The 23,227-nt window shown below is 50.5% G+C and carries 22 protein-coding genes and 2 pseudogenes; 8 read left to right on the plus strand and 16 right to left on the minus strand.

All coding sequences use genetic code 11. From position 1 onward, the window contains the following. Nucleotides 1-16: 16 nt before the first annotated feature. The 11 genes from atpG to asnC all read right to left on the minus strand — a co-directional run bounded on the left by atpG (nucleotide 17) and on the right by asnC (nucleotide 9,618). Nucleotides 17-880 carry a F0F1 ATP synthase subunit gamma gene (atpG, locus tag C3D30_RS15730; protein WP_000896498.1) on the minus strand — a complete coding sequence of 288 codons (864 nt, stop codon included), beginning with the start codon at nucleotides 878-880 and terminating at the stop codon, nucleotides 17-19. 50 nt (nucleotides 881-930) lie between these two features. Continuing rightward, nucleotides 931-2,472: a F0F1 ATP synthase subunit alpha gene (atpA, locus tag C3D30_RS15735; protein ID WP_001176745.1), complete on the minus strand. Its 1,542-nt coding sequence runs from the start codon at nucleotides 2,470-2,472 to the stop codon at nucleotides 931-933. Nucleotides 2,473-2,484: 12 nt separating this feature from the next. Further along, entirely contained in the window at nucleotides 2,485-3,018 is a 534-nt protein-coding gene (gene atpH, locus C3D30_RS15740; RefSeq protein ID WP_001288587.1) for a F0F1 ATP synthase subunit delta, read from the minus strand. A 14-nt stretch (nucleotides 3,019-3,032) separates the two neighbouring features. Continuing rightward, nucleotides 3,033-3,503 carry a F0F1 ATP synthase subunit B gene (gene atpF, locus C3D30_RS15745; protein WP_001052219.1) on the minus strand — a complete coding sequence of 157 codons (471 nt, stop codon included), beginning with the start codon at nucleotides 3,501-3,503 and terminating at the stop codon, nucleotides 3,033-3,035. 61 nt (nucleotides 3,504-3,564) lie between these two features. Continuing rightward, a complete protein-coding gene (gene atpE, locus C3D30_RS15750) occupies nucleotides 3,565-3,804 on the minus strand; it encodes a F0F1 ATP synthase subunit C (RefSeq protein ID WP_000429386.1) in 240 nt (79 codons plus the stop codon). 46 nt (nucleotides 3,805-3,850) lie between these two features. Then, nucleotides 3,851-4,666 (minus strand): F0F1 ATP synthase subunit A, encoded by an 816-nt coding sequence (atpB, locus tag C3D30_RS15755; RefSeq protein ID WP_000135622.1) that lies wholly within the window; start codon nucleotides 4,664-4,666, stop codon nucleotides 3,851-3,853. Nucleotides 4,667-4,674: 8 nt separating this feature from the next. Next, nucleotides 4,675-5,055 (minus strand): F0F1 ATP synthase subunit I, encoded by a 381-nt coding sequence (gene atpI, locus C3D30_RS15760; protein ID WP_105287106.1) that lies wholly within the window; start codon nucleotides 5,053-5,055, stop codon nucleotides 4,675-4,677. A gap of 616 nt (nucleotides 5,056-5,671) precedes the next feature. Continuing rightward, nucleotides 5,672-6,295: a 16S rRNA (guanine(527)-N(7))-methyltransferase RsmG gene (gene rsmG / locus C3D30_RS15765; RefSeq protein ID WP_000932852.1), complete on the minus strand. Its 624-nt coding sequence runs from the start codon at nucleotides 6,293-6,295 to the stop codon at nucleotides 5,672-5,674. Between the two features lie 63 nt (nucleotides 6,296-6,358). Further along, nucleotides 6,359-8,248 carry a tRNA uridine-5-carboxymethylaminomethyl(34) synthesis enzyme MnmG gene (gene mnmG, locus C3D30_RS15770; RefSeq protein WP_000499771.1) on the minus strand — a complete coding sequence of 630 codons (1,890 nt, stop codon included), beginning with the start codon at nucleotides 8,246-8,248 and terminating at the stop codon, nucleotides 6,359-6,361. Between the two features lie 378 nt (nucleotides 8,249-8,626). Beyond that, nucleotides 8,627-9,070 carry an FMN-binding protein MioC gene (gene mioC, locus C3D30_RS15775; RefSeq protein ID WP_000763744.1) on the minus strand — a complete coding sequence of 148 codons (444 nt, stop codon included), beginning with the start codon at nucleotides 9,068-9,070 and terminating at the stop codon, nucleotides 8,627-8,629. An 89-nt stretch (nucleotides 9,071-9,159) separates the two neighbouring features. Continuing rightward, a complete protein-coding gene (gene asnC / locus C3D30_RS15780) occupies nucleotides 9,160-9,618 on the minus strand; it encodes a transcriptional regulator AsnC (RefSeq protein ID WP_000432970.1) in 459 nt (152 codons plus the stop codon). Nucleotides 9,619-9,769: 151 nt separating this feature from the next. Between asnC and asnA the strand changes: the two genes are divergently transcribed. Further along, nucleotides 9,770-10,762: an aspartate--ammonia ligase gene (asnA, locus tag C3D30_RS15785; RefSeq protein WP_000845138.1), complete on the plus strand. Its 993-nt coding sequence runs from the start codon at nucleotides 9,770-9,772 to the stop codon at nucleotides 10,760-10,762. Between the two features lie 4 nt (nucleotides 10,763-10,766). Here asnA and viaA read toward each other — a convergent pair whose 3' ends face one another. Both viaA and ravA read right to left on the minus strand, forming a co-directional pair. Beyond that, a complete protein-coding gene (viaA, locus tag C3D30_RS15790) occupies nucleotides 10,767-12,218 on the minus strand; it encodes an ATPase RavA stimulator ViaA (RefSeq protein WP_105287107.1) in 1,452 nt (483 codons plus the stop codon). Continuing rightward, complete coding sequence (gene ravA, locus C3D30_RS15795; RefSeq protein ID WP_105287108.1) at nucleotides 12,212-13,708, minus strand: ATPase RavA; 1,497 nt, start codon at nucleotides 13,706-13,708, stop codon at nucleotides 12,212-12,214. The genes viaA and ravA overlap by 7 nt, the downstream gene beginning before the upstream one ends. Before the next feature lie 222 nt (nucleotides 13,709-13,930). Between ravA and kup the strand changes: the two genes are divergently transcribed. The 7 genes from kup (at nucleotide 13,931) to rbsR (ending at nucleotide 21,831) form a co-directional block, all read left to right on the plus strand. Then, nucleotides 13,931-15,799 carry a low affinity potassium transporter Kup gene (gene kup, locus C3D30_RS15800; RefSeq protein WP_000102310.1) on the plus strand — a complete coding sequence of 623 codons (1,869 nt, stop codon included), beginning with the start codon at nucleotides 13,931-13,933 and terminating at the stop codon, nucleotides 15,797-15,799. A gap of 163 nt (nucleotides 15,800-15,962) precedes the next feature. Beyond that, nucleotides 15,963-16,382 (plus strand): D-ribose pyranase, encoded by a 420-nt coding sequence (rbsD, locus tag C3D30_RS15805; protein ID WP_105287109.1) that lies wholly within the window; start codon nucleotides 15,963-15,965, stop codon nucleotides 16,380-16,382. Between the two features lie 7 nt (nucleotides 16,383-16,389). Next, nucleotides 16,390-17,895 carry a ribose ABC transporter ATP-binding protein RbsA gene (rbsA, locus tag C3D30_RS15810; protein WP_105287110.1) on the plus strand — a complete coding sequence of 502 codons (1,506 nt, stop codon included), beginning with the start codon at nucleotides 16,390-16,392 and terminating at the stop codon, nucleotides 17,893-17,895. A 4-nt stretch (nucleotides 17,896-17,899) separates the two neighbouring features. Then, nucleotides 17,900-18,865 carry a ribose ABC transporter permease gene (rbsC, locus tag C3D30_RS15815; protein ID WP_105287111.1) on the plus strand — a complete coding sequence of 322 codons (966 nt, stop codon included), beginning with the start codon at nucleotides 17,900-17,902 and terminating at the stop codon, nucleotides 18,863-18,865. A 24-nt stretch (nucleotides 18,866-18,889) separates the two neighbouring features. Then, the gene (rbsB, locus tag C3D30_RS15820; RefSeq protein WP_001056273.1) at nucleotides 18,890-19,780 is read left to right on the plus strand and encodes a ribose ABC transporter substrate-binding protein RbsB; all 891 of its coding nucleotides are present in this window, start codon (nucleotides 18,890-18,892) and stop codon (nucleotides 19,778-19,780) included. Nucleotides 19,781-19,905: 125 nt separating this feature from the next. Further along, nucleotides 19,906-20,835, plus strand: a complete 930-nt coding sequence (gene rbsK / locus C3D30_RS15825) for a ribokinase (RefSeq protein ID WP_024165201.1) — start codon at nucleotides 19,906-19,908, stop codon at nucleotides 20,833-20,835. A gap of 3 nt (nucleotides 20,836-20,838) precedes the next feature. Next, complete coding sequence (rbsR, locus tag C3D30_RS15830; RefSeq protein WP_000224459.1) at nucleotides 20,839-21,831, plus strand: ribose operon transcriptional repressor RbsR; 993 nt, start codon at nucleotides 20,839-20,841, stop codon at nucleotides 21,829-21,831. On the opposite strand, the pseudogene C3D30_RS20650 reads toward rbsR, so the two are convergent. The 3 genes and pseudogenes from C3D30_RS20650 to C3D30_RS15840 all read right to left on the minus strand — a co-directional run. Next, nucleotides 21,797-21,916, minus strand: a pseudogene (locus C3D30_RS20650) (hypothetical protein); the annotation flags it as partial. The gene rbsR and the pseudogene C3D30_RS20650 sit on opposite strands and share 35 nt — an antisense overlap. Nucleotides 21,917-21,920: 4 nt before the next feature. Continuing rightward, nucleotides 21,921-22,049 (minus strand): annotated as a pseudogene (locus C3D30_RS20655) (hypothetical protein); the annotation flags it as partial. Nucleotides 22,050-22,076: 27 nt separating this feature from the next. After that, the gene (locus C3D30_RS15840; protein ID WP_001131157.1) at nucleotides 22,077-22,769 is read right to left on the minus strand and encodes a FadR/GntR family transcriptional regulator; all 693 of its coding nucleotides are present in this window, start codon (nucleotides 22,767-22,769) and stop codon (nucleotides 22,077-22,079) included. Between the last annotated feature and the right edge of the window lie 458 nt (nucleotides 22,770-23,227).

The raw sequence follows: 23,227 nt of genomic DNA on the forward strand, positions 1-23,227 counted from the left end.
CTACGAAATAACCTGTTTAAACCGCGGCGGCCCCCGAGACGATCTCGGTGAGTTCCTGAGTAATGCTGGCCTGACGAGCTTTGTTGTATACCAACTGCAGCTCTTTAATCAGGCTGCCGCCATTGTCGGTCGCGGCTTTCATCGCCACCATACGGGCGGCCTGCTCGCTGGCCAGGTTTTCAACCACGCCCTGATAAACCTGAGATTCGACATAACGACGCAGCAGGGTATCCAGCAACGCCTTCGGATCGGGTTCGTACAGGTAATCCCAGGATTTATGTTTCAGATCATCATCATCTGATGCCGGTAACGGCAGCAGCTGGCTGATGGTCGGAACCTGAGACATGGTGTTAATAAATTTGTTGCTGACAATGTAAAGCTTGTCCAGACGGCCTTCGTCGTAGGCCTGCAACATCACTTTTACCGGACCGATCAGTTCGGACAGGGAAGGGTTATCCCCCATGCCGGTGACCTGGGCAACTACATTGCCGCCCACGGAGTTGAAGAACGACACGCCTTTCGAGCCGATCATTGCGAGGTCGCATTGAACGCCTTTGTCGGTCCAGGTCTTCATTTCCGCCAGCAGTTTTTTGAACAGGTTAATGTTCAAACCACCGCACAAACCACGGTCGGTCGACACCACCAGGTAGCCCACGCGTTTAACGTCGCGGTCTTCCAGGTAAGGGTGCTTATATTCCAGATTACCGTGTGCAAGGTGACCAATCACTTTGCGCATGGTTTCTGCATAAGGACGGCTGGCCGCCATGCGATCCTGCGATTTACGCATTTTGGAAGCGGCGACCATCTCCATCGCTTTAGTGATCTTTTGCGTGTTCTGGACGCTTGCGATCTTACTACGTATCTCTTTTGCGCCGGCCATGAGCTTCTCCTCAATGCCTTGCGGCCTGCCCTAAGGCAAGCCGCCAGACGTTACCAGGATTGGGTTGCTTTGAAGGAATCGAGGATGCCTTTCAGCTTGCCTTCGATTTCGTCGTTGTAGCCACCGGTCTGGTTGATCTCTTGCATCAACGGAGCGTGATCACGGTCGACGTAAGCCAGCAGAGCGGCTTCGAAGCTGCCGATTTTCGACAGTTCAACATCCGCCAGATAACCACGTTCTGCTGCGAACAGAACCAGAGACTGTTGCGCTACGGACATTGGCGCATACTGTTTCTGTTTCAGCAGTTCGGTCACTTTCTGACCGTGGTCAAGCTGCTTACGGGTTGCATCGTCAAGGTCGGATGCAAACTGAGAGAACGCTGCCAGTTCACGATACTGTGCCAGAGCGGTACGGATACCACCGGACAGTTTTTTCATGATCTTGGTCTGTGCTGCACCACCAACACGGGATACGGAAATACCCGGGTTAACCGCAGGACGAATACCGGCGTTGAACAGGTTGGTTTCCAGGAAGATCTGACCATCGGTAATGGAGATTACGTTGGTCGGAACGAACGCAGAAACGTCACCTGCCTGAGTTTCGATAATCGGCAGTGCGGTCAGAGAACCGGTTTTCCCTTTCACTTCACCTTTGGTGAAGGCTTCAACGTATTCGGCGTTAACACGCGCAGCACGCTCCAGCAGACGAGAGTGGAGGTAGAATACGTCGCCCGGGAATGCTTCACGTCCTGGCGGACGACGGAGCAGCAGGGAGATCTGACGGTAAGCAACAGCCTGTTTAGACAGGTCATCGTAAATGATCAGCGCATCTTCGCCACGGTCACGGAAGTATTCGCCCATTGCGCAACCGGCATACGGTGCCAGGTATTGCAGTGCTGCGGATTCAGACGCGGTTGCTACCACAACGATGGTGTTAGCCAGTGCGCCGTGCTCTTCCAGTTTACGTACCACGTTAGAAATGGTGGACGCTTTCTGACCGATAGCGACATAGATACATTTGATACCGGAATCGCGCTGGTTGATGATGGCATCGATAGCCAGTGCGGTTTTACCGGTCTGACGGTCACCGATGATCAATTCACGCTGACCACGACCGATTGGGATCATGGAGTCAACGGCTTTATAACCGGTCTGTACCGGCTGATCTACGGACTGACGTTCGATAACGCCCGGAGCGATTGCTTCTACAGCAGAGAAGCCGTCGTGATCCAGCGGACCTTTACCGTCGATTGGCGCACCCAGAGTGTTAACCACACGACCCAGCAGGCCACGGCCAACCGGAACTTCCAGGATACGACCAGTACACTTAACTTTCATGCCTTCGGCAAGGTCAGCGTACGGACCCATAACTACCGCACCTACAGAGTCGCGCTCGAGGTTCAGTGCGATAGCGTAACGGTTACCCGGCAGGGAGATCATTTCACCCTGCATACAATCGGCCAGGCCGTGGATGCGGATAACACCGTCACTTACAGAAACAATAGTACCTTCGTTGTGAGCTTCACTCACAACATTGAACTGAGCAATGCGCTGCTTGATCAGTTCGCTGATTTCGGTGGAATTCAGTTGCATGCTCCAGTCCCCTTAAGACTGCAAGACGTCTGCAAGGCGCTCAAGACGACCGCGTACGCTGCCATCAATGACCATATCACCCGCTCGGATGATAACGCCTGCCATTACAGACTTATCGATTTTGCAATTCAGCTTAACTTTGCGTGACAGACGTTTTTCCATCGCAGCAGAAATTTTCGCGAGCTGTTGTTCACTCAATGCAGCAGCGGAAATGACGTCTACCTCAGCGGTAGCCTCACTCACGGCACGCAGGTGAATAAACTGCTCCAGAACATCCGGGAGCGCGTTAAGACGACCATTTTCAGCCATTACCCGAATCAGGTTCTGACCATTTTCGTCCAGTTGCTCACCACAAACTGCGATAAACGACTCGGCGAGCGTTTCTGGCGCTAGCGCGCCAGAGAGAAGCTCTGCCATCTGTTCGTTTTTGGTTACCTCGGCGGCAAACGCCAGCATGTCCTGCCAGCGTTCTACACTTTGGTGTTCGACGGCAAAGTCAAAAGCTGCTTTGGCGTAGGGGCGAGCTACCGTAATAAATTCAGACATCAGCCCCTCCCTCCTTACAGTTCAGCGACAAGTTTATCCACGATGTCGCTGTTAGCAGCTTCATCCACGGAACGTTCGATGATCTTCTCGGCGCCAGCAACAGCCAGGATAGCAACTTGCTTACGCAGCTCTTCACGGGCACGTTTACGCTCGGCTTCAATTTCCGCCTGCGCCTGAGCCACGATTTTAGTACGTTCCTGTTCTGCCTCAGCTTTCGCTTCGTCCAGAATCTGCGAGCGGCGTTTGTTCGCCTGCTCGATGATTACCTGGGCTTCCGCTTTCGCTTTTTTCAGCTGGTCGGTCGCGCTGGCCTTTGCAAGGTCAAGGTCCTTATGTGCTCGTTCTGCGGAAGCAAGGCCGTCAGCAATTTCTTTTTGACGTTTTTCGATGGCTGCCATTAATGGCGGCCATACGTACTTCATGCAGAACAGAACGAACAGGACAAACGCGATGGCCTGGCCGAGGATTGTTGCGTTAAGATTCACAGCACAATGCCTCTATTTAGTTAACGTTCTGATATTGCTCTTTAAATAAAAGCAACGCTTACTACGCGACAGCGAACATCACGTACAGACCCAGACCTACAGCGATCATCGGGATAGCATCCACCAGACCCATAACGATAAAGAACTGAGTACGCAGCAGAGGAATCAGATCAGGTTGACGCGCTGCGCCTTCCAGGAATTTACCCCCGAGGATGCCGATACCGATCGCAGCACCGATTGCCGCCAGACCCATCATCACAGCGGCAGCCATGTACAGCAGATCCATATTCAGGTTTTCCATGACAGTCTCCAGTTTGTTTCAGTTAAAACGTAGTAGTGTTGGTAAATTAATGTTCTTCAGACGCCATCGACAGATAGACGATCGTCAGAACCATGAAGATGAAGGCTTGCAGCGTAATGATCAGGATGTGGAAAATGGCCCACGGCACATTCAGGATCCACTGTGACCACCACGGCAACAGACCAGCAATCAGAATGAAAATCAGCTCACCTGCGTACATGTTACCGAACAGTCGCAAACCGAGTGAAACTGGTTTGGACAGCAGGCTTACCCCTTCAAGGATTAAGTTGACAGGGATGAACGCCCAGTGATTGAACGGCTGCAGCGTCAACTCTTTCGTGAAGCCGCCGATGCCTTTCATTTTGATGCTGTAGAACAGAATCAGGATAAATACGCCCAGTGCCATCGACAGCGTCACGTTCACGTCAGCAGACGGAACCACACGCAGTGCCGGCAAACCGATCCAGTGTTCTGCGATATACGGCAGCAGATCGATAGGCAGTAAGTCCATCAGGTTCATCAGGAATACCCAAACGAAGATCGTCAGGGCCAGCGGTGCAATCAGCTTGCTTTTGCCATGGTACATGTCTTTCACGCTACCATTAACAAAGCCGATTACCAGCTCAATCGCGGTCTGAAACTTACCTGGTACGCCGCTGGTCGCCTTTTTGGCTACGCTACGGAACATAAGCAGGAACAACAGACCCAGCACCACCGAGAAGAACATGGAGTCAATATTGATTGTCCAGAAGGTGGCTGGGGGGTTTTGTGGATCCACCAGCGAGAATGTACGCAGGTCCAGCTGAAGGTTATTCAGGTGGTGTCCTATGTAATCCTGCGGCGTCATATTTTCTGAAGCCATGATGCCTTTTACCCTTTGTTGTTAATTACAGCCGGTGCCAGTATCTGAACCACCAGCACCAAAACCCACGTAACGATCAGCGGCAAGAATACCGCCTTTAAAACCGCCAACGCCACCACCAGTAACACCAACATCGCCAGAACTTTGAAAGCTTCGCCAAATGCGAATGTCCAGGCCACCCGGCCTTTCGCTGGTGTATGCGCCTGGTGACGCCAGGCAAATATCATAAACAAAACGTTAGGCAGAAAGACTGCCAGGCCCCCGCTTATTGCAGAGACGCCCCAGAAGGGGTCTTTGAGGCTGAACAGCAATCCACTTGCTATCACCGCCAGTAACTGAACGAGCAGAAGCTTCCGAGCAACGTTTCGACTCAAGAGCGACACAGACATCACGTTTTTCACTCCTGCTCCCTTCGAGGTATGCCGCGTGTCGTATAAAACTTTCTTTAAGGCTTAGAGTCAAGCATCAAAAAGCGGTCAAATTATACGGTGCGCCCCCGTGATTTCAAACAATAAGTAGCCAAAAGGTGAATAAATGTTTAAATATTTTTCCAGTGCATACAATTGCGACTTTTCTGCTAACCATGCCAGATCATGAAAAACTGTAAATAACGCGTAAACACTGGTGGTAAAGAGTGCTTCAGATCACAGATTGAGCATGTTCGCGCACAGCATATTTATTTACTTGGCAAATGATGCCATTGCAAGTTTCTGATATTTCAGTCTAAAAACAGATACTGTTTTCATAAATGGCATTTACATAACAAAAACCAGGCATTGACATTCTTAATAATATTTTAACAGCGAATTATGGTTCTTAGCGCCGATTTTTAGCAGACTGATATTTTCACCGATGACTTATTTCCTGCTTACCCAAAAAAGCCACGTTAGATCATTGATGCAAAATGGTAAACGTGGCGTTAAATGTAACCAGTTATATCAGTAGAAAACCTGGTTGTTGTTAACAGTCAAACCGATAAATTTTTTATGATTTTTTTGATAAAAATTAAATTTTATTTGCTTTAATCACAACCAAATGCCGTTCGCCATCCAGAGCCGGAACCTGAAGTTTAACCACTGATTCAACCTGATATTCTGCAGGCAATAGGGCTATTTCATCTTCCGGCATTTGTCCTTTCAGCGCATAGAAGCGGCCTTGCTCACCTGGAAGATGGTGGCACCAGCTCACCATATCGTTCAGAGAGGCAAAAGCACGGCTAATTACACCATCAAACGGTGGCTCTGACGGAAACTCTTCTACCCTACTCTGTACCGGCTCAATGTTCTCAAGTTTCAATTCATGTTGAACCTGACGCAGGAAACGCACGCGTTTACCGAGGCTATCCAGTAGTGTGAAGTGGGCGTCAGGGCGTACGATAGAGAGAGGAATGCCGGGCAGACCCGGGCCGGTGCCGACATCAATAAAACGTTCACCTTGCAGATAAGGTGCAACGACAATGCTGTCGAGAATATGGCGTACCAGCATCTCATTAGGATCGCGTACCGAAGTCAGGTTGTACGCTTTGTTCCATTTGTGCAGCATATTTACGTAGGCAATAAGCTGATTTTTCTGGTGATCGGTAAGCGAAATTCCTGCGTCTTTCAGCAGTGAAGAGAGTTTATTGAGCACGGTGATTACCTGTTCTTGATGCGTTGCCTGGTAAGCAGGTGCTTACCAGGCATTTTTAATTCGTTATGCGCTACGACGCAGCATACCCTGTTTTTTCAGCCATACCAGCAGAATGGAGATAGCCGCAGGCGTGACGCCAGAAATACGCGAAGCCTGACCGATAGAGGCCGGTTTGTGATCGTTGAGTTTGGCGATCACTTCGTTAGAAAGACCGGATACCTGGCGGTAATCCAGCGTCGCAGGCAGCAAGGTATTCTCGTTACGCAGCTGCTTTTCGATCTCATCCTGCTGACGCGCAATATAACCTTCGTATTTAACCTGAATCTCAACCTGTTCCGCCGCCTGTTCGTCTGTCAACGCAGGAGCAAACGGCGTCAGTGTAGTTAATTTGTCATAGGTCATTTCCGGACGACGCAGCAGATCTTCACCACTGGCTTCACGGGAAAGCGGTGCAGTCAGGTGAGCATTCACTTCGGCTGCAGCTTCCGCAGACGGCGTTACCCAGGTCGATTTCAGACGCTGACGCTCACGCTCGATGTTCTCAAGCTTCTCGTTAAAGCGCGCCCAACGTTCATCATCAACCAGCCCCAGCTCACGACCAATTTCAGTCAGACGCAGGTCTGCGTTATCTTCACGCAGCATCAGTCGATATTCTGCGCGCGAGGTAAACATACGGTACGGTTCTTTGGTTCCTAAAGTGCACAGATCATCGACCAGTACGCCAAGGTAAGCCTGGGATCGCGCAGGCGCCCAGCCTTCTTTGTCAGCAGACAGGCGAGCGGCGTTAAGACCGGCCAGCAAACCTTGCGCTGCAGCTTCTTCGTAACCGGTAGTGCCGTTAATCTGACCAGCAAAGAACAGCCCCTGAATAAACTTGCTTTCCAGCGTCGGTTTCAGGTCGCGCGGATCGAAAAAGTCATACTCAATGGCATAACCCGGACGCACGATTTTCGCGTTTTCCATCCCCTGCATGGAGCGGACGATTTGCATCTGCACATCGAACGGCAGGCTGGTGGATATGCCGTTCGGATAAATTTCGTTCGAGGTTAGCCCTTCCGGCTCAAGGAAGATCTGATGCTGATTTCTGTCAGCGAAGCGCATGACCTTGTCTTCGATCGACGGACAGTAGCGTGGGCCGACACCTTCGATCACTCCGGCATACATCGGACTACGATCGAGGTTACTGCGGATCACATCATGCGTTTTCTCGTTGGTATGGGTGATATAGCACGGCACCTGCTGTGGATGCTGCGCTGCGTTGCCCATAAACGAGAACACCGGCATTGGGTTATCGCCATGCTGTTGCGCCAGCACACTGAAATCGATGGTGCGCGCGTCAATACGCGGCGGCGTACCGGTTTTCAGACGACCAACGCGCAGTGGAAGTTCACGCAAACGGCGTGAGAGCGGAATGGAAGGCGGATCTCCAGCACGACCACCACTGTAATTATCCAGGCCGATATGAATCTTACCGTCAAGAAAAGTGCCGACAGTAAGCACGACTGCTTTAGCACGGAATTTCAGCCCCATTTGGGTGACAGCACCGACCACACGATCGTTTTCGACAATAAGATCCTCAACCGCCTGCTGGAAGATCATCAGGTTCGGTTGATTCTCAAGAGCAGTGCGTACTGCCTGACGGTAGAGCACACGATCCGCCTGTGCTCGGGTTGCACGAACCGCCGGCCCTTTGCTGGCGTTTAGTATCCTAAACTGAATACCCGCCTGGTCGATCGCTTTTGCCATCAGACCGCCGAGTGCATCCACTTCTTTTACCAGATGTCCCTTCCCAATACCGCCGATTGCCGGGTTGCAGCTCATCTGCCCCAGGGTGTCGATATTGTGTGTCAAAAGCAGAGTCTGTTGACCCATACGCGCCGCAGCCATCGCGGCCTCGGTGCCTGCATGACCCCCGCCAATGATGATGACGTCAAAAGGATCCGGATAAAACATGGTGATTGCCTCGCATAACGCGGTATGAAAATGGATTGAAGCCCGGGCCGTGGATTCTACTCAACTTTGACGGCTTGAGAAAGACCTGGGATCCTGGGTATTAAAAAGAAGATCTTTTTATTTAGAGATCTGTTCTATTGTGATCTCTTATTAGGATCGACCTTGTCTGTGGATAACGCAGATCTATCTTTTAGGATCAACAACCTGCTGAGGATCATTAGCTGTGAATGATCGGTGATCCTGCTCCGTATAAGCTGGGATCAGAATGAGGGGTTATGCACAACTCAAAAACTGAACAACAGTTGTTCTTTGGATAACTACCGGTTGATCCAAGCTTCCTGACAGAGTTATCCACAGTAGATCGCACGATCTGTATACTTATTTGAGTAAATTAATCCAGGATCCCAGCCATTCTTCTGCCGGATCTTCCGGAATGTCGTGATCAAGGATGTTGATCTTCAGTGTTTCGCCCATCTGTTTCGCACCGGAATTTTTGAGTTCTGCCTCGAGTTTATCGATCGCACCACAAAAAGTGTCGTATTCACGACTACCAATACCGATTGCGCCAAAGCGTACCGCAGAAAGATCGGTTTTTTGTTCCTGCAATGCTTCATAGAAAGGAGAAAGGTTGTCCGGGATGTCTCCGGCGCCGTGGGTAGAACTGATAACCAGCCAGATCCCAGAGGCAGATAAATCTTCTAACAACGGACCGTGCAGCGTTTCGGTGGTAAAACCCGCCTCTTCCAGCTTTTCAGCCAGGTGTTCTGCTACATATTCGGCACCGCCGAGGGTGCTGCCGCTGATAAGAGTGATATCTGCCATAAACCGCCACCTTTATTAAGAGTGGCGTATTGTACGCTGTGAACGCGCTGGGATCTACCTGTGGAAAAGTATGGGATTAAAAAAGCCGATCATGGCTTGATAGTACGCATGATCGGGTTCTGCAGGACGATCAGTGTTTCAGTGGACTGAATTTCATCAATTGTTTGGATCTTGTTGATAAGTACATGCTGGAGGGCATCGATCGAACGGCACATCACTTTGATAAAGATGCTGTAGTGCCCGGTGGTGTAGTAGGCTTCGGTGACTTCGTCGAGGCTTTCCAGTTTTGCCAGAGCGGAAGGATAGTCTTTGGCACTCTTCAATATAATGCCGATAAAGCAACCTACATCATAACCGAGCTGTTTCGGGCTAACGTCGATACGCGCACCGGTAATGATCCCCGCCTGCTTCATTTTCTCTACACGAACGTGAATCGTCCCCGGGCTGACGCCAAATTGTTTCGCCAGTTCAGCGTAAGCGGTGCGCGCATTGCCCATTAATGCTTCCAGGATGCCACGGTCCAGATTGTCGATTAGATAATTTTCCATAGGATTTTCTTATTCATATTGATGATTCATTCTATTTTAGCCTTATTTTTTAATGAATCAAAAGTGAGTAAGGCTTTTTATTGAATGATTATTGCATGTGTGCTGGTTTTTGTTGCTTAATCATAAGCAACAGGACGCAGGAGTATAAAAAATGAAAACCGCTTACATTGCCAAACAACGTCAAATTAGCTTCGTGAAATCTCACTTTTCTCGTCAACTGGAAGAACGCTTAGGACTGATTGAAGTCCAGGCGCCAATCCTTAGTCGTGTGGGGGATGGCACGCAGGATAACTTGTCGGGCTGTGAAAAAGCGGTGCAGGTAAAAGTGAAAGCTCTGCCTGATGCCCAGTTCGAAGTGGTTCATTCACTGGCGAAGTGGAAACGTCAGACGTTAGGGCAACACGACTTCAGCGTGGGCGAAGGGCTGTACACGCACATGAAAGCCCTTCGCCCCGATGAAGACCGTCTTTCCCCGCTGCACTCGGTTTATGTTGACCAGTGGGACTGGGAACGCGTAATGGGCGACGGCGAGCGTCAATTCTCGACTCTGAAAAGTACTGTAGAGGCGATCTGGGCGGGAATTAAAGCAACCGAAGCTGCTGTTAGTGAGGAGTTTGGCCTGACACCGTTCCTGCCGGATCAGATCCACTTCGTACACAGCCAGGAATTACTGTCTCGTTATCCGGATCTTGATGCCAAAGGGCGTGAACGGGCGATTGCGAAAGATCTTGGCGCGGTATTCCTCGTCGGGATTGGCGGCAAGCTGAGTGATGGTCATCGCCACGACGTGCGTGCACCGGATTATGATGACTGGAGCACTCCGTCAGAACTGGGCCATGCAGGTCTGAACGGCGATATTCTGGTGTGGAACCCGGTGCTGGAAGATGCGTTTGAACTTTCTTCTATGGGGATCCGCGTGGATGCCGATACGCTGAAGCACCAACTGGCGCTAACCGGTGACGAAGATCGCCTGCAACTGGAGTGGCATCAGGCGCTGCTGCGCGGTGAAATGCCGCAGACCATCGGCGGCGGTATCGGTCAGTCTCGTTTGACCATGCTACTGCTGCAACTGCCGCATATCGGCCAGGTTCAGTGTGGCGTTTGGCCTGCGGCAGTTCGTGAGAGCGTCCCTTCTCTGCTGTAATAATTTATCGCCGCCAGCGTCTGAGCAGGCGGCTACGCATCCCGGTATCAAAGCGCCAGATATGATCGAAAATGCGCATGATACCGGGTTTGCCGTGTGCCGACATCGCCACGGCATGAAAGCGATGCTGATGTACCCGCTGCAACTCTTTCACTTTACTCGTCACGTCGTCAGGCAACCGCTGGGCGATAAAATCAGAAATCACCACCGCATCGGCGTCAAACCATTCCCGACTTTGCAAGCGTTCCATAATGGCGCGAAAACAACTGGCAAGATCGGTGCCGCCACGAAACTTCTGGCTTAAAAAGCGAATCGCTTGTTCGATGCCTTGTGAGCCTGAAAGCTCATAACGGACGATCTCGGTGGAAAATAACATAATAAAGCAGCGCCGGTTTTCAGCGAGGGCAATGCGCATTAATGCCAGGCAGAACGCTTTCGCACACTGTTCATTAAAGCCGCCCATTGAGCCGGAAGTATCCACGCAGACAATAAACGGTCCGCGCGGCTGTTCGTCGTAATCTTTATGTACCACCGGGCGTTCGATAACTTTTTCACGCCACGATTCACCGTGCAGACGATAGGTGAGTAACTGCTTTTCCACCAGCCGACGGTAAAACTCATACTCCAGTTCAGTTATCCCAAGCGTCGCCAGTTCCGGCGGTAGAAGGCGTAAAATATCATCGCTTTGTTGCAGACCATCAACCTGCTCAGGAACGGTCGCCGGTTCGCGCACCATGGTGCGGAAGGTTTCCATCTGCGCATCGTTGCGGGGTATTGATTTGGCTTCCCGCGAACGCCCCAGCTGTTCCGCCAGGCGCTTCAGTTCCGGCTGTTCGTTAAGAAATTCACCGTATTTTACAATTAACTGATAGTCGCCGCGTTTAAGCTGACCAGAGCTCATATCCCACAGACGACCGGCTGCGGTGTTGTTTTCTGCCAGAATCGGTTCAAGCTGCCCACTTAGCGTCATGCGTTCCTGAACTTCACTCAACAGTTGTTCGCGTTCTTCTTCTAATAACTGTTGATTTAACGTCGTCGCTTGCACGATCAGACTTAAGCGCCAACGCTGGAGAAAAAGCGTGTGTAATGCCGGAGTGATCGTGCCGTTGGCATCAACCAACTGCTGGGCTTGTTCGGCCCACGGGGAATTCAGTCGATGCAGTAAGTCCAGTATCTGCGGTAGCTGCACAATAAATTGCGGCGTGGAAAGAAGCTGGCTTTGCTGATAGCACATGACCTCTTCCGTGAGTTCCTGCGGAACTCTGGCATCTTTCAGCCGACTGCGCAGCACCTCACGCCAGCGGGGAATATCATCAGTGATTGCCGCCTTCAGTCGTGGGAATTTTTCAAAGAAGACCGCCAACTGCGGCGAGGCCAACAGAGCGATGATCATCTCTTCGATCAATCCCTCTTCGCTGACGGCCAGCATCACATTGAGCGTATCCAGTGTTAGCATTGTTGCGCCTGGCGAATCTGGGTGCCGACATCCTGTAGGCTGGCTTCAATGCGACCTAACCAGTCGCTATGGATAAACAGACATTTTTGCTGTTCGCTGAATAAGGCGTGTTGCTTGCGCCAGTCGCTTTCAAGATCTTCTAGTTGTTGTTTTATTTCGCTGGGTAGCCCCTCTGCCGATGCGCCGGGCAGCGCCAGAGTCGCCTCCTGCAAACTCACATCGCGTACCACCAGATGTTGGGCGCTATCAACTTCCATATTTAGCTTCTGGGCAAAACCGATACCATTTAATTTGCCGCGAATCTCGCCGCCTTTGTTCAGCCACAGTTCCAGCGCGCTACGCTCAAAAGCGATATGAACAACTTCCATATCATGCAATTTTAATGGTTTTTGCAGCAACAGGGTCAGTGTGGAGGCGGTTATGTTGGCTGGAAGTTGATACTGCGGGCGACGGCTGAACATGCCACCCTGACGAATCACCGTAAAGGCTGTTTTATCGCTTTGTTGTTGCTGAAGTTGCAGGCGACGCTGCACAATTGCGCTCAGTCGCGTCAGCATTTCCTGTTGCTGCCACGCATGACTGGTCATCAATACGTCAATTTGTTGTTGAATTAAATTCAGACTTTGGGCGTCATACCACAGGCAATCTTTCAGCAAGATGAGATCAATCGGGGCAACCGCGCTGCGACCGCTAAAAAAGGCGCTGGCCTGCAATAAGCGGATCGCTTTTTTCCAGCGACGGTCGGAGACATAAGGCGCATCCGGTAATTTATCCAGTTGCTGACGCAGCATAAAAATCAGCTCAAATACATGATCGGGCAGCGTAATTTCACCAATCTCTTTCTGCCAGCGTTCGTATTCTTCATCCGTGACCTGCAAGGATGGCTGAACGGGATTGTCGTTTTCATCCTGTTGGCTGGTCAGCATGGAGCGAAAATTCGTTTTATCCTGCACTTTATCTAACCACAGACGAATCAGCATACGGTCATATAACGCTTCCAGGCTGCTGTCTGCTTCTGGCAGTTCGTTGGATGCTGCCACCAGCAGACGCATAGGGATTTTTTCAACATGTGCGCCGTTGCGGAAGTGGCGTTCATTAATAGCGGTTAGTAGGGTATTAAGAATCGCTGGCCCGGCTTTCCAGATCTCATCAAGAAAGACGATTTCCGCTTCCGGCAGGTAGCCGCTGGTTAAACGCTCATAGCGGCCTTCATCTTTTAACGCCTGAATAGAAAGGGGGCCAAAAACTTCTTCCGGTGTGGAGAAGCGGGTCATCAGATATTCAAACGCGCGCGCATTCTGGAAAGCGAATTTTAAGCGCCGGGCGATTAAACTTTTAGCAATACCTGGCGAGCCAAGCAGGAATACGCTTTCACCACTTAATGCCGCTAACAAACACAGGCGGATGGCGTGGCTACGTTCATAAAGCCCTTTTTCCAGCGAACTGCTCAGACGGGAAATTCTTTCCGCTAATAAATGAGGGTGAGCCATAATGAAGTGGCGTCCTTTCGTCAAAAGTTCTGCGTAAACTGCGAGTATAGACGTTTCTTGCTGGTGGCAAAAATAGTCTCAAAGGAGGGCTATTTTTCTTTGAGCCAGGTTAATGTGGCCGCATTTAGGAGTACGATTTTGCCGTTAATCGTGCATACTGTGCGCTTTTTTGTGGGCCAAGGGACTACGCACACATTTCATATTTCAACGAAAGACTAGTCTATGAGCACTGATAATAAGCAATCGTTGCCCGCGATAACCCTCGCGGCGATTGGAGTTGTCTACGGCGATATTGGTACCAGCCCGTTATATACACTTCGTGAATGTTTGTCCGGCCAGTTTGGTTTTGGCGTTGAACGCGATGCCGTGTTTGGTTTTTTATCGCTGATCTTCTGGCTGCTAATCTTTGTGGTTTCCATAAAATATCTCACCTTCGTCATGCGTGCAGATAACGCCGGTGAAGGGGGGATCCTGACGTTGATGTCGCTTGCCGGGCGCAATACGTCGGCACGAACGACATCAATGCTGGTGATTATGGGGCTAATCGGCGGCAGTTTCTTCTATGGTGAAGTTGTCATAACGCCTGCCATTTCGGTGATGTCCGCTATAGAAGGTCTGGAAATCGTCGCTCCGCAGCTGGACACCTGGATAGTTCCCCTCTCAATCATCGTTCTCACTTTACTGTTTATGATTCAAAAACATGGCACTGCTATGGTCGGTAAGCTTTTTGCGCCTATCATGCTGACCTGGTTTTTGATTCTGGCAGGGCTGGGGTTACGTAGCATTATTGCCAACCCGGAAGTGTTACATGCGCTGAATCCGATGTGGGCGGTGCATTTCTTCCTTGAATATAAAACCGTTTCCTTTATTGCGTTAGGCGCGGTGGTACTGTCGATTACCGGTGTCGAGGCGCTGTATGCCGATATGGGGCACTTTGGTAAGTTCCCTATTCGCCTGGCGTGGTTCACCGTCGTATTGCCGTCTTTGACCCTTAACTACTTTGGGCAGGGGGCGCTGCTGTTAAAACACCCGGAAGCGATTAAGAACCCGTTTTTCCTGTTGGCTCCGGACTGGGCGCTGATCCCGCTACTGATAATCGCCGCACTGGCAACGGTAATTGCCTCGCAGGCGGTTATCTCTGGCGTCTTCTCATTGACGCGTCAGGCGGTACGTCTGGGATATTTGTCGCCGATGCGCATTATTCACACCTCTGAAATGGAGTCAGGGCAAATCTATATTCCGTTTGTGAACTGGATGCTCTATGTCGCGGTCGTGATTGTGATTGTCAGCTTTGAGCACTCCAGCAACCTGGCGGCGGCGTACGGGATTGCGGTGACCGGAACGATGGTACTGACGTCTATTCTTTCAACTACCGTGGCGCGTCAGAACTGGCACTGGAATAAGTATTTTGTTGCGCTGATCCTGATTGCTTTCCTGTGTGTCGATATCCCTCTGTTTACCGCTAACCTCGATAAACTGCTTTCCGGCGGCTGGTTGCCTCTGAGCCTCGGCACGGTGATGTTTATCGTGATGACCACCTGGAAGAGCGAGCGTTTCCGCCTACTGCGTCGGATGCACGAACATGGTAACTCTCTGGAAGCGATGATTGCTTCACTGGAGAAATCACCGCCTGTTCGCGTTCCCGGAACCGCTGTGTATATGTCGCGTGCAATTAATGTCATTCCCTTTGCGTTGATGCATAACCTTAAACATAACAAGGTGTTGCATGAGCGGGTTATTCTGTTAACTCTGCGTACTGAAGACGCTCCATATGTCCATAACGTCCGTCGGGTACAGATTGAACAATTGTCGCCCACTTTCTGGCGCGTGGTGGCAAGTTATGGTTGGCGAGAAACGCCAAACGTGGAAGAAGTTTTCCACCGTTGCGGTCTGGAAGGGTTAAGTTGCCGGATGATGGAAACCTCTTTCTTTATGTCGCATGAGTCGTTAATCCTCGGCAAACGCCCGTGGTACTTGCGTCTGCGTGGCAAGCTATACTTGCTGTTGCAACGTAATGCGCTGCGCGCGCCAGATCAGTTTGAAATTCCACCAAACAGGGTTATCGAACTGGGTACTCAGGTCGAAATCTAACGCCAGACGCCTCCTTTCTCCATAAGGGGGCGTTTTTTTCATGGTTACTCACGATGTAAAACGTTTCGATGTTGATCACATTTCCGTAACGTTGTGATGGTTTTCCTTTATCAGTCGGGATTAAACTGCGGGTCAGCGAAACGTTTCGCTGATGGAGAAAAAAATGAAAAAAGGCGCCGTTCTTAATTCTGATATTTCGTCGGTGATCTCCCGCCTGGGGCATACCGATACGCTGGTGGTGTGTGATGCTGGTTTACCCATCCCTAAAACGACAACGCGTATCGATATGGCATTAACCCAGGGTGTACCTTCTTTTATGCAGGTGCTGGGCGTCGTCACAAGTGAAATGCAGGTCGAGGCAGCCATTATCGCGGAAGAGATCAAACAACATAATCCGCAACTCCACGAAACGTTGCTCACTCACCTTGAGCAGCTGCAACAACACCAGGGAAACACCATTGAAATTCGTTACACCACGCATGAACAATTCAAACAACAAACCGCAGAAAGTCAGGCGGTAATTCGCAGCGGAGAATGTTCTCCGTATGCGAATATCATTCTCTGTGCTGGCGTGACGTTCTGAGGCCGCCATGGAAGCATTACTACAGCTTAAAGGCATCGATAAAGCGTTCCCGGGCGTAAAAGCTCTCTCGGGAGCCGCGTTAAATGTCTATCCAGGTCGTGTGATGGCACTGGTGGGTGAAAACGGCGCGGGTAAATCCACCATGATGAAAGTGCTGACCGGTATCTATACCCGTGATGCCGGTACGCTTTTATGGCTGGGGAAAGAGACTACTTTTACCGGGCCGAAATCCTCCCAGGAAGCCGGGATTGGGATTATCCACCAGGAACTGAACCTGATCCCGCAGTTGACCATCGCAGAAAACATTTTCCTCGGTCGTGAGTTTGTTAATCGCTTTGGCAAAATTGACTGGAAAACCATGTATGCCGAAGCGGATAAACTATTAGCCAAACTTAACCTGCGCTTTAAAAGCGACAAGCTGGTGGGCGATCTTTCTATTGGCGACCAGCAGATGGTGGAAATTGCCAAAGTGCTGAGCTTTGAGTCAAAAGTCATCATTATGGATGAACCGACCGATGCGCTGACCGATACCGAAACTGAATCCCTGTTCCGCGTTATCCGCGAACTGAAATCGCAGGGGCGCGGCATTGTCTATATTTCCCACCGCATGAAAGAAATCTTCGAGATTTGTGATGACGTTACGGTTTTTCGTGACGGGCAATTTATTGCCGAGCGCGAAGTAGCATCACTGACTGAAGATTCACTGATTGAGATGATGGTGGGGCGTAAGCTGGAAGATCAGTATCCACACCTGGACAAAGCGCCGGGGGATGTCTTACTGAAGGTCGATAATCTCTGCGGACCCGGCGTTCACGATGTCTCTTTTACTTTACGCAAAGGCGAAATTCTTGGCGTCTCTGGTTTAATGGGCGCAGGCCGTACCGAACTGATGAAAGTGCTCTACGGCGCCCTGCCGCGTACCAGCGGTTACGTCACCCTGGATGGGCATGAGGTCGTTACCCGTTCGCCGCAGGATGGCCTGGCGAATGGCATTGTGTATATCTCTGAAGACCGTAAACGCGACGGTTTAGTGCTGGGCATGTCAGTAAAAGAGAACATGTCACTGACCGCGCTACGCTACTTCAGTCGCACTGGTGGTAGCCTGAAACATGCGGATGAGCAGCAGGCGGTCAGTGATTTTATCCGTCTGTTCAACGTGAAGACGCCGTCGATGGAACAGGCAATTGGTTTGCTCTCCGGTGGCAATCAGCAAAAAGTGGCGATTGCCCGTGGCCTGATGACTCGCCCTAAAGTGTTGATCCTTGATGAGCCTACCCGTGGCGTAGATGTCGGCGCGAAAAAAGAGATCTATCAACTGATTAACCAGTTCAAAGCCGATGGCTTGAGCATCATTCTGGTGTCATCGGAAATGCCAGAAGTATTAGGCATGAGCGATCGCATTATCGTCATGCATGAAGGGCATCTCAGCGGGGAATTTACTCGAGAGCAGGCCACTCAGGAAGTGTTAATGGCTGCCGCTGTGGGCAAGCTTAATCGCGTGAATCAGGAGTAAAAAAATGACAACCCAGACTGTCTCTGGTCGCCGTTATTTCACGAAAGCGTGGCTGATGGAGCAGAAATCGCTTATCGCTCTGCTGGTGCTGATCGCGATTGTCTCGACGTTAAGCCCGAACTTTTTCACCATCAATAACTTATTCAATATTCTCCAGCAAACCTCGGTGAACGCCATTATGGCGGTCGGGATGACGCTGGTTATTCTGACGTCAGGCATAGACCTGTCGGTAGGTTCTCTGTTGGCGCTGACCGGCGCAGTTGCTGCATCTATCGTCGGCATTGAAGTCAATGCGCTGGTGGCTGTCGCAGCCGCTCTCGCCTTAGGTGCCGCAATTGGTGCGGTAACCGGGATAATTGTGGCGAAAGGTCGCGTCCAGGCGTTCATCGCTACGCTGGTTATGATGCTTTTACTGCGCGGCGTGACCATGGTTTACACCAACGGTAGCCCGGTGAATACCGGATTTACTGAGAACGCAGATCTGTTCGGCTGGTTTGGTATTGGTCGTCCGCTGGGTGTTCCGACGCCTGTCTGGATCATGGGGATTGTCTTCCTCGCGGCCTGGTACATGCTGCATCACACGCGTCTGGGACGTTACATCTACGCGCTGGGTGGTAACGAAGCGGCAACGCGCCTTTCTGGTATCAACGTCAATAAAATCAAAATCATCGTCTATTCTCTTTGTGGTCTGCTGGCATCGCTGGCCGGGATCATTGAAGTGGCGCGCCTCTCATCCGCACAACCCACGGCGGGTACTGGCTATGAGCTGGATGCTATTGCTGCGGTGGTTCTGGGCGGTACGAGCCTGGCGGGCGGAAAAGGTCGCATTGTTGGGACGTTGATCGGCGCATTAATTCTTGGCTTCCTTAATAATGGTTTGAATTTGTTAGGTGTTTCCTCCTATTACCAGATGATCGTCAAAGCGGTGGTGATTTTGCTGGCGGTGCTGGTAGACAACAAAAAGCAGTAATAACGACTACAGGACATCTTGAATATGAACATGAAAAAACTGGCTACCCTGGTTTCCGCTGTTGCGCTAAGCGCCACCGTCAGTGCGAATGCGATGGCAAAAGACACCATTGCGCTGGTGGTTTCCACGCTCAATAACCCGTTCTTTGTTTCGCTGAAAGATGGTGCGCAGAAAGAGGCGGATAAACTCGGTTATAACCTGGTGGTGCTGGACTCCCAGAACAACCCGGCGAAAGAGCTGGCGAACGTGCAGGACTTAACCGTTCGCGGCACCAAAATTCTGCTGATTAACCCGACGGACTCCGACGCAGTAGGTAATGCCGTGAAGATGGCTAACCAGGCGAACATTCCGGTTATCACTCTTGACCGCCAGGCAACGAAAGGTGAAGTGGTGAGCCACATTGCTTCAGATAACGTACTGGGAGGCAAAATTGCGGGTGATTACATCGCGAAGAAAGCTGGCGAAGGTGCAAAAGTTATCGAACTGCAAGGCATTGCCGGTACATCCGCTGCTCGTGAACGTGGTGAAGGTTTCCAGCAGGCCGTTGCAGCTCACAAGTTTAACGTTCTCGCCAGCCAGCCGGCAGACTTCGATCGCACCAAAGGTTTGAACGTCATGCAGAACCTGCTGACCGCTCACCCGGATGTGCAGGCTGTGTTCGCGCAGAATGATGAAATGGCGCTGGGCGCGCTGCGCGCACTGCAAACTGCCGGTAAATCGGATGTGATGGTCGTCGGATTTGACGGTACACCGGATGGCGAAAAAGCGGTGAATGATGGCAAACTAGCAGCGACTATCGCTCAGCTACCCGATCAGATTGGCGCTAAAGGCGTCGAAACCGCTGATAAAGTGCTGAAAGGCGAGAAAGTTCAGGCTAAGTATCCGGTTGATCTGAAACTGGTTGTTAAGCAGTAGTTTTAATCAGGTTGTATGACCTGATGGTGACATAAATACGTCATCGACAGATGAACGTGTAATATAAAGAAAAGCAGGGCACGCGCCACCCTAACACGGTGGCGCATTTTATGGACATCCCGAATATGCAAAACGCAGGCAGCCTCGTTGTTCTTGGCAGCATTAATGCTGACCACATTCTTAATCTTCAATCTTTTCCAACTCCAGGCGAAACAGTAACCGGTAACCACTATCAAGTCGCATTCGGCGGTAAAGGCGCGAATCAGGCTGTGGCAGCAGGGCGTAGCGGCGCGAATATCGCGTTTATTGCCTGCACGGGAGATGACAGTATTGGTGAGAGCGTTCGCCAGCAGCTCGCCACTGATAATATTGATATTTCGCCGGTCAGCGTGATCAAAGGCGAATCGACAGGCGTGGCGCTGATTTTTGTTAATGGTGAAGGCGAGAACGTCATTGGTATTCATGCCGGGGCTAACGCTGCCCTTTCCCCGGCGCTGGTGGAAGCGCAACGTGAGCGTATTGCTAACGCGTCGGCATTATTAATGCAGCTGGAATCACCACTCGAAAGTGTGATGGCGGCGGCGAAAATCGCCCATCAAAATAAGACTATCGTCGCGCTTAACCCCGCTCCGGCTCGCGAATTACCTGATGAATTGCTGGCGCTGGTGGACATTATTACGCCAAACGAAACTGAAGCAGAAAAGCTCACCGGTATTCGTGTTGAAAATGATGAAGATGCGGCGAAGGCTGCGCAGGTACTGCATGAGAAAGGTATCCGTACCGTACTGATTACCTTAGGAAGTCGTGGCGTGTGGGCTAGCGTGAATGGCGAAGGTCAGCGCGTTCCTGGATTCCGGGTTCAGGCTGTCGATACCATTGCTGCCGGAGATACTTTTAACGGCGCGTTAATCACGGCGTTGCTGGAAGAAAAACCATTGCCTGAGGCGATTCGTTTTGCTCATGCTGCCGCTGCGATTGCCGTAACGCGCAAAGGCGCACAACCGTCAGTACCGTGGCGTGAAGAGATCGAAACATTTTTAGACAGGCAGAGGTGACGCTTGGCCACAATGAAAGATGTTGCCCGCCTGGCGGGCGTTTCTACCTCAACAGTTTCTCACGTTATCAATAAAGATCGCTTCGTCAGTGAAGCGATTACCGCCAAAGTTGAAGCGGCGATTAAAGAACTCAATTACGCGCCATCAGCTCTGGCGCGTAGCCTCAAGCTCAATCAAACACATACCATTGGCATGTTGATCACTGCCAGTACCAATCCTTTCTATTCTGAACTGGTGCGTGGCGTTGAACGCAGTTGTTTCGAGCGCGGTTATAGTCTTGTTCTGTGTAATACCGAAGGCGATGAGCAGCGAATGAATCGCAATCTGGAAACGCTGATGCAAAAGCGTGTCGATGGTTTGCTATTACTCTGTACTGAAACACACCAGCCTTCGCGTGAAATAATGCAACGTTATCCAACAATCCCTACAGTGATGATGGACTGGGCGCCGTTCGATGGCGACAGCGATCTTATTCAGGATAACTCGTTGCTGGGCGGTGATTTAGCGACGCAATATCTAATCGACAAAGGTTATACCCGAATTGCCTGTATTACCGGCCCGTTGGATAAAACGCCTGCACGTTTGCGGCTGGAAGGTTATCGGGCGGCAATGAAGCGTGCTGGCCTTGACGTTCCTGATGGTTATGAAGTCACTGGCGATTTTGAATTTAACGGCGGGTTTGACGCGATGCAGCAGTTGTTATCGCATCCGCTACGCCCACAGGCGGTGTTTACTGGAAATGACGCTATGGCAGTTGGCGTTTATCAGGCGCTATATCAGGCTGGGTTATATGTCCCGCAGGATATCGCGGTGATTGGCTATGACGATATCGAACTGGCAAGCTTTATGACGCCACCGCTTACTACAATTCATCAACCAAAAGATGAACTGGGGGAGCTGGCGATTGATGTACTCATCCACCGGATGGCACAGCCAAATCTACAGCAACAACGACTACAACTTACGCCGATTCTGATGGAGCGCGGCTCGGCTTAGATTTGCGCTTTCTTTTAATCAAATTATTACCATCAGTTGCTTTCAGAAGCATGAACACTGCTACTGAAGCAACAGTAATAATTCCCCTGAATAAGCATTGCCACCGTCAGCGTATGACTGATGATGGCAGTAGTTGCGGATAAGGTGGTATTCAGGATGGTGAGATTTAGTGTCTGTATAAAGATGGCCCTTGCCGCAATGCACGGCAAACCCGCCATACTGTATTCAGCGCCCCGTTTGTTATGTTACTTATCAGGGGAGCGTAGCAGCGCCTGACAAGCTTTAAATGCAGCGTCGCCATCACTTTGGATTATTGCATCGACAATAGCCTGGTGTAGATCCAGCTTTATCACAGTGTCGCTGGTTATTGACGTAAAGTAAGTGTGATAAACCGAATGAAATAGAGAAGCGAAAGATGTCAAAAATGGATTGGCGCTCATTTCATAAATATGTTCATGCCAGGCCATATCGACCTCAATCCAACGCTCCCGGCGGAAATGTTCTTTTAACGCCACCATTTCGGCCATTAATGTATTGAGATGCGCCTTCTGTTCTGCGGTGCCTACCGTTGCTGCCAATAAGCAGGCTTGCGGCTCCAGACAGATACGCATAACCAGAAAATGATCAATAACTTGATGAAAGTTCTCTTCAGTCATCCACCAGGTGAGCAACTCTTGATCAAGAAAATTCCAGTTGGATTGTGGCATGACACGCGTACCAATTCGTGGTCGTGGCAAAACCATTCCTTTTGCCGTTAGCGTCTTGACCGCTTCGCGTACCGCAGTACGGCTCACTCCAAATTGCTCACCCAGCTCAATTTCACCAGGCAGAATGGTGCCAGGTGCGTATTCACCTTTTAAGATCCGTTGCGCTAGCTTCTCAGCCAGAACATACGAAAGGTTTTTCTGTGCAGCTAACTGTTGTGCGCTTAATGGCATACTCATCTTCCTTATTCTTTTTTTCCTTCTTAGTATGCCACCTGGAAGTGTGATTGAGGTTGCAAAAACGGCAAATTGCTTGTTTTATGGCACACCAACAGGTGTTTTGATGAAAAAACGCGCATTCGGAAAATTATTTTAAATTTCCTCTTGTCAGCTCAGAATAACTCCCTATAATGCGCCACCACTGACACGGAACAACGGCAAACACGCCGCCGGGTCAGCGGGATTCTCCTGAGAATTCCGGCAGAGAAAAGCAAAAAAATGCTTGACTCTGTAGCGGGAAAGCGTATTATGCACACCCCGCGCCGCTGAGAAAAAGCGAAGCGGCACTGCTCTTTAACAATTTATCAGACAATCTGTGTGGGCACTCGAAGATACGGATTCTTAACGTCCTCGGACGATAAATGAATACCAAGTCTCAAGAGTGAACACGTAATTCATTACGAAGTTTAATT

Source organism: Escherichia sp. MOD1-EC5433, from assembly GCF_002966005.1.
GTDB classification, from domain to species: Bacteria; Pseudomonadota; Gammaproteobacteria; order Enterobacterales; family Enterobacteriaceae; genus Escherichia; species Escherichia ruysiae.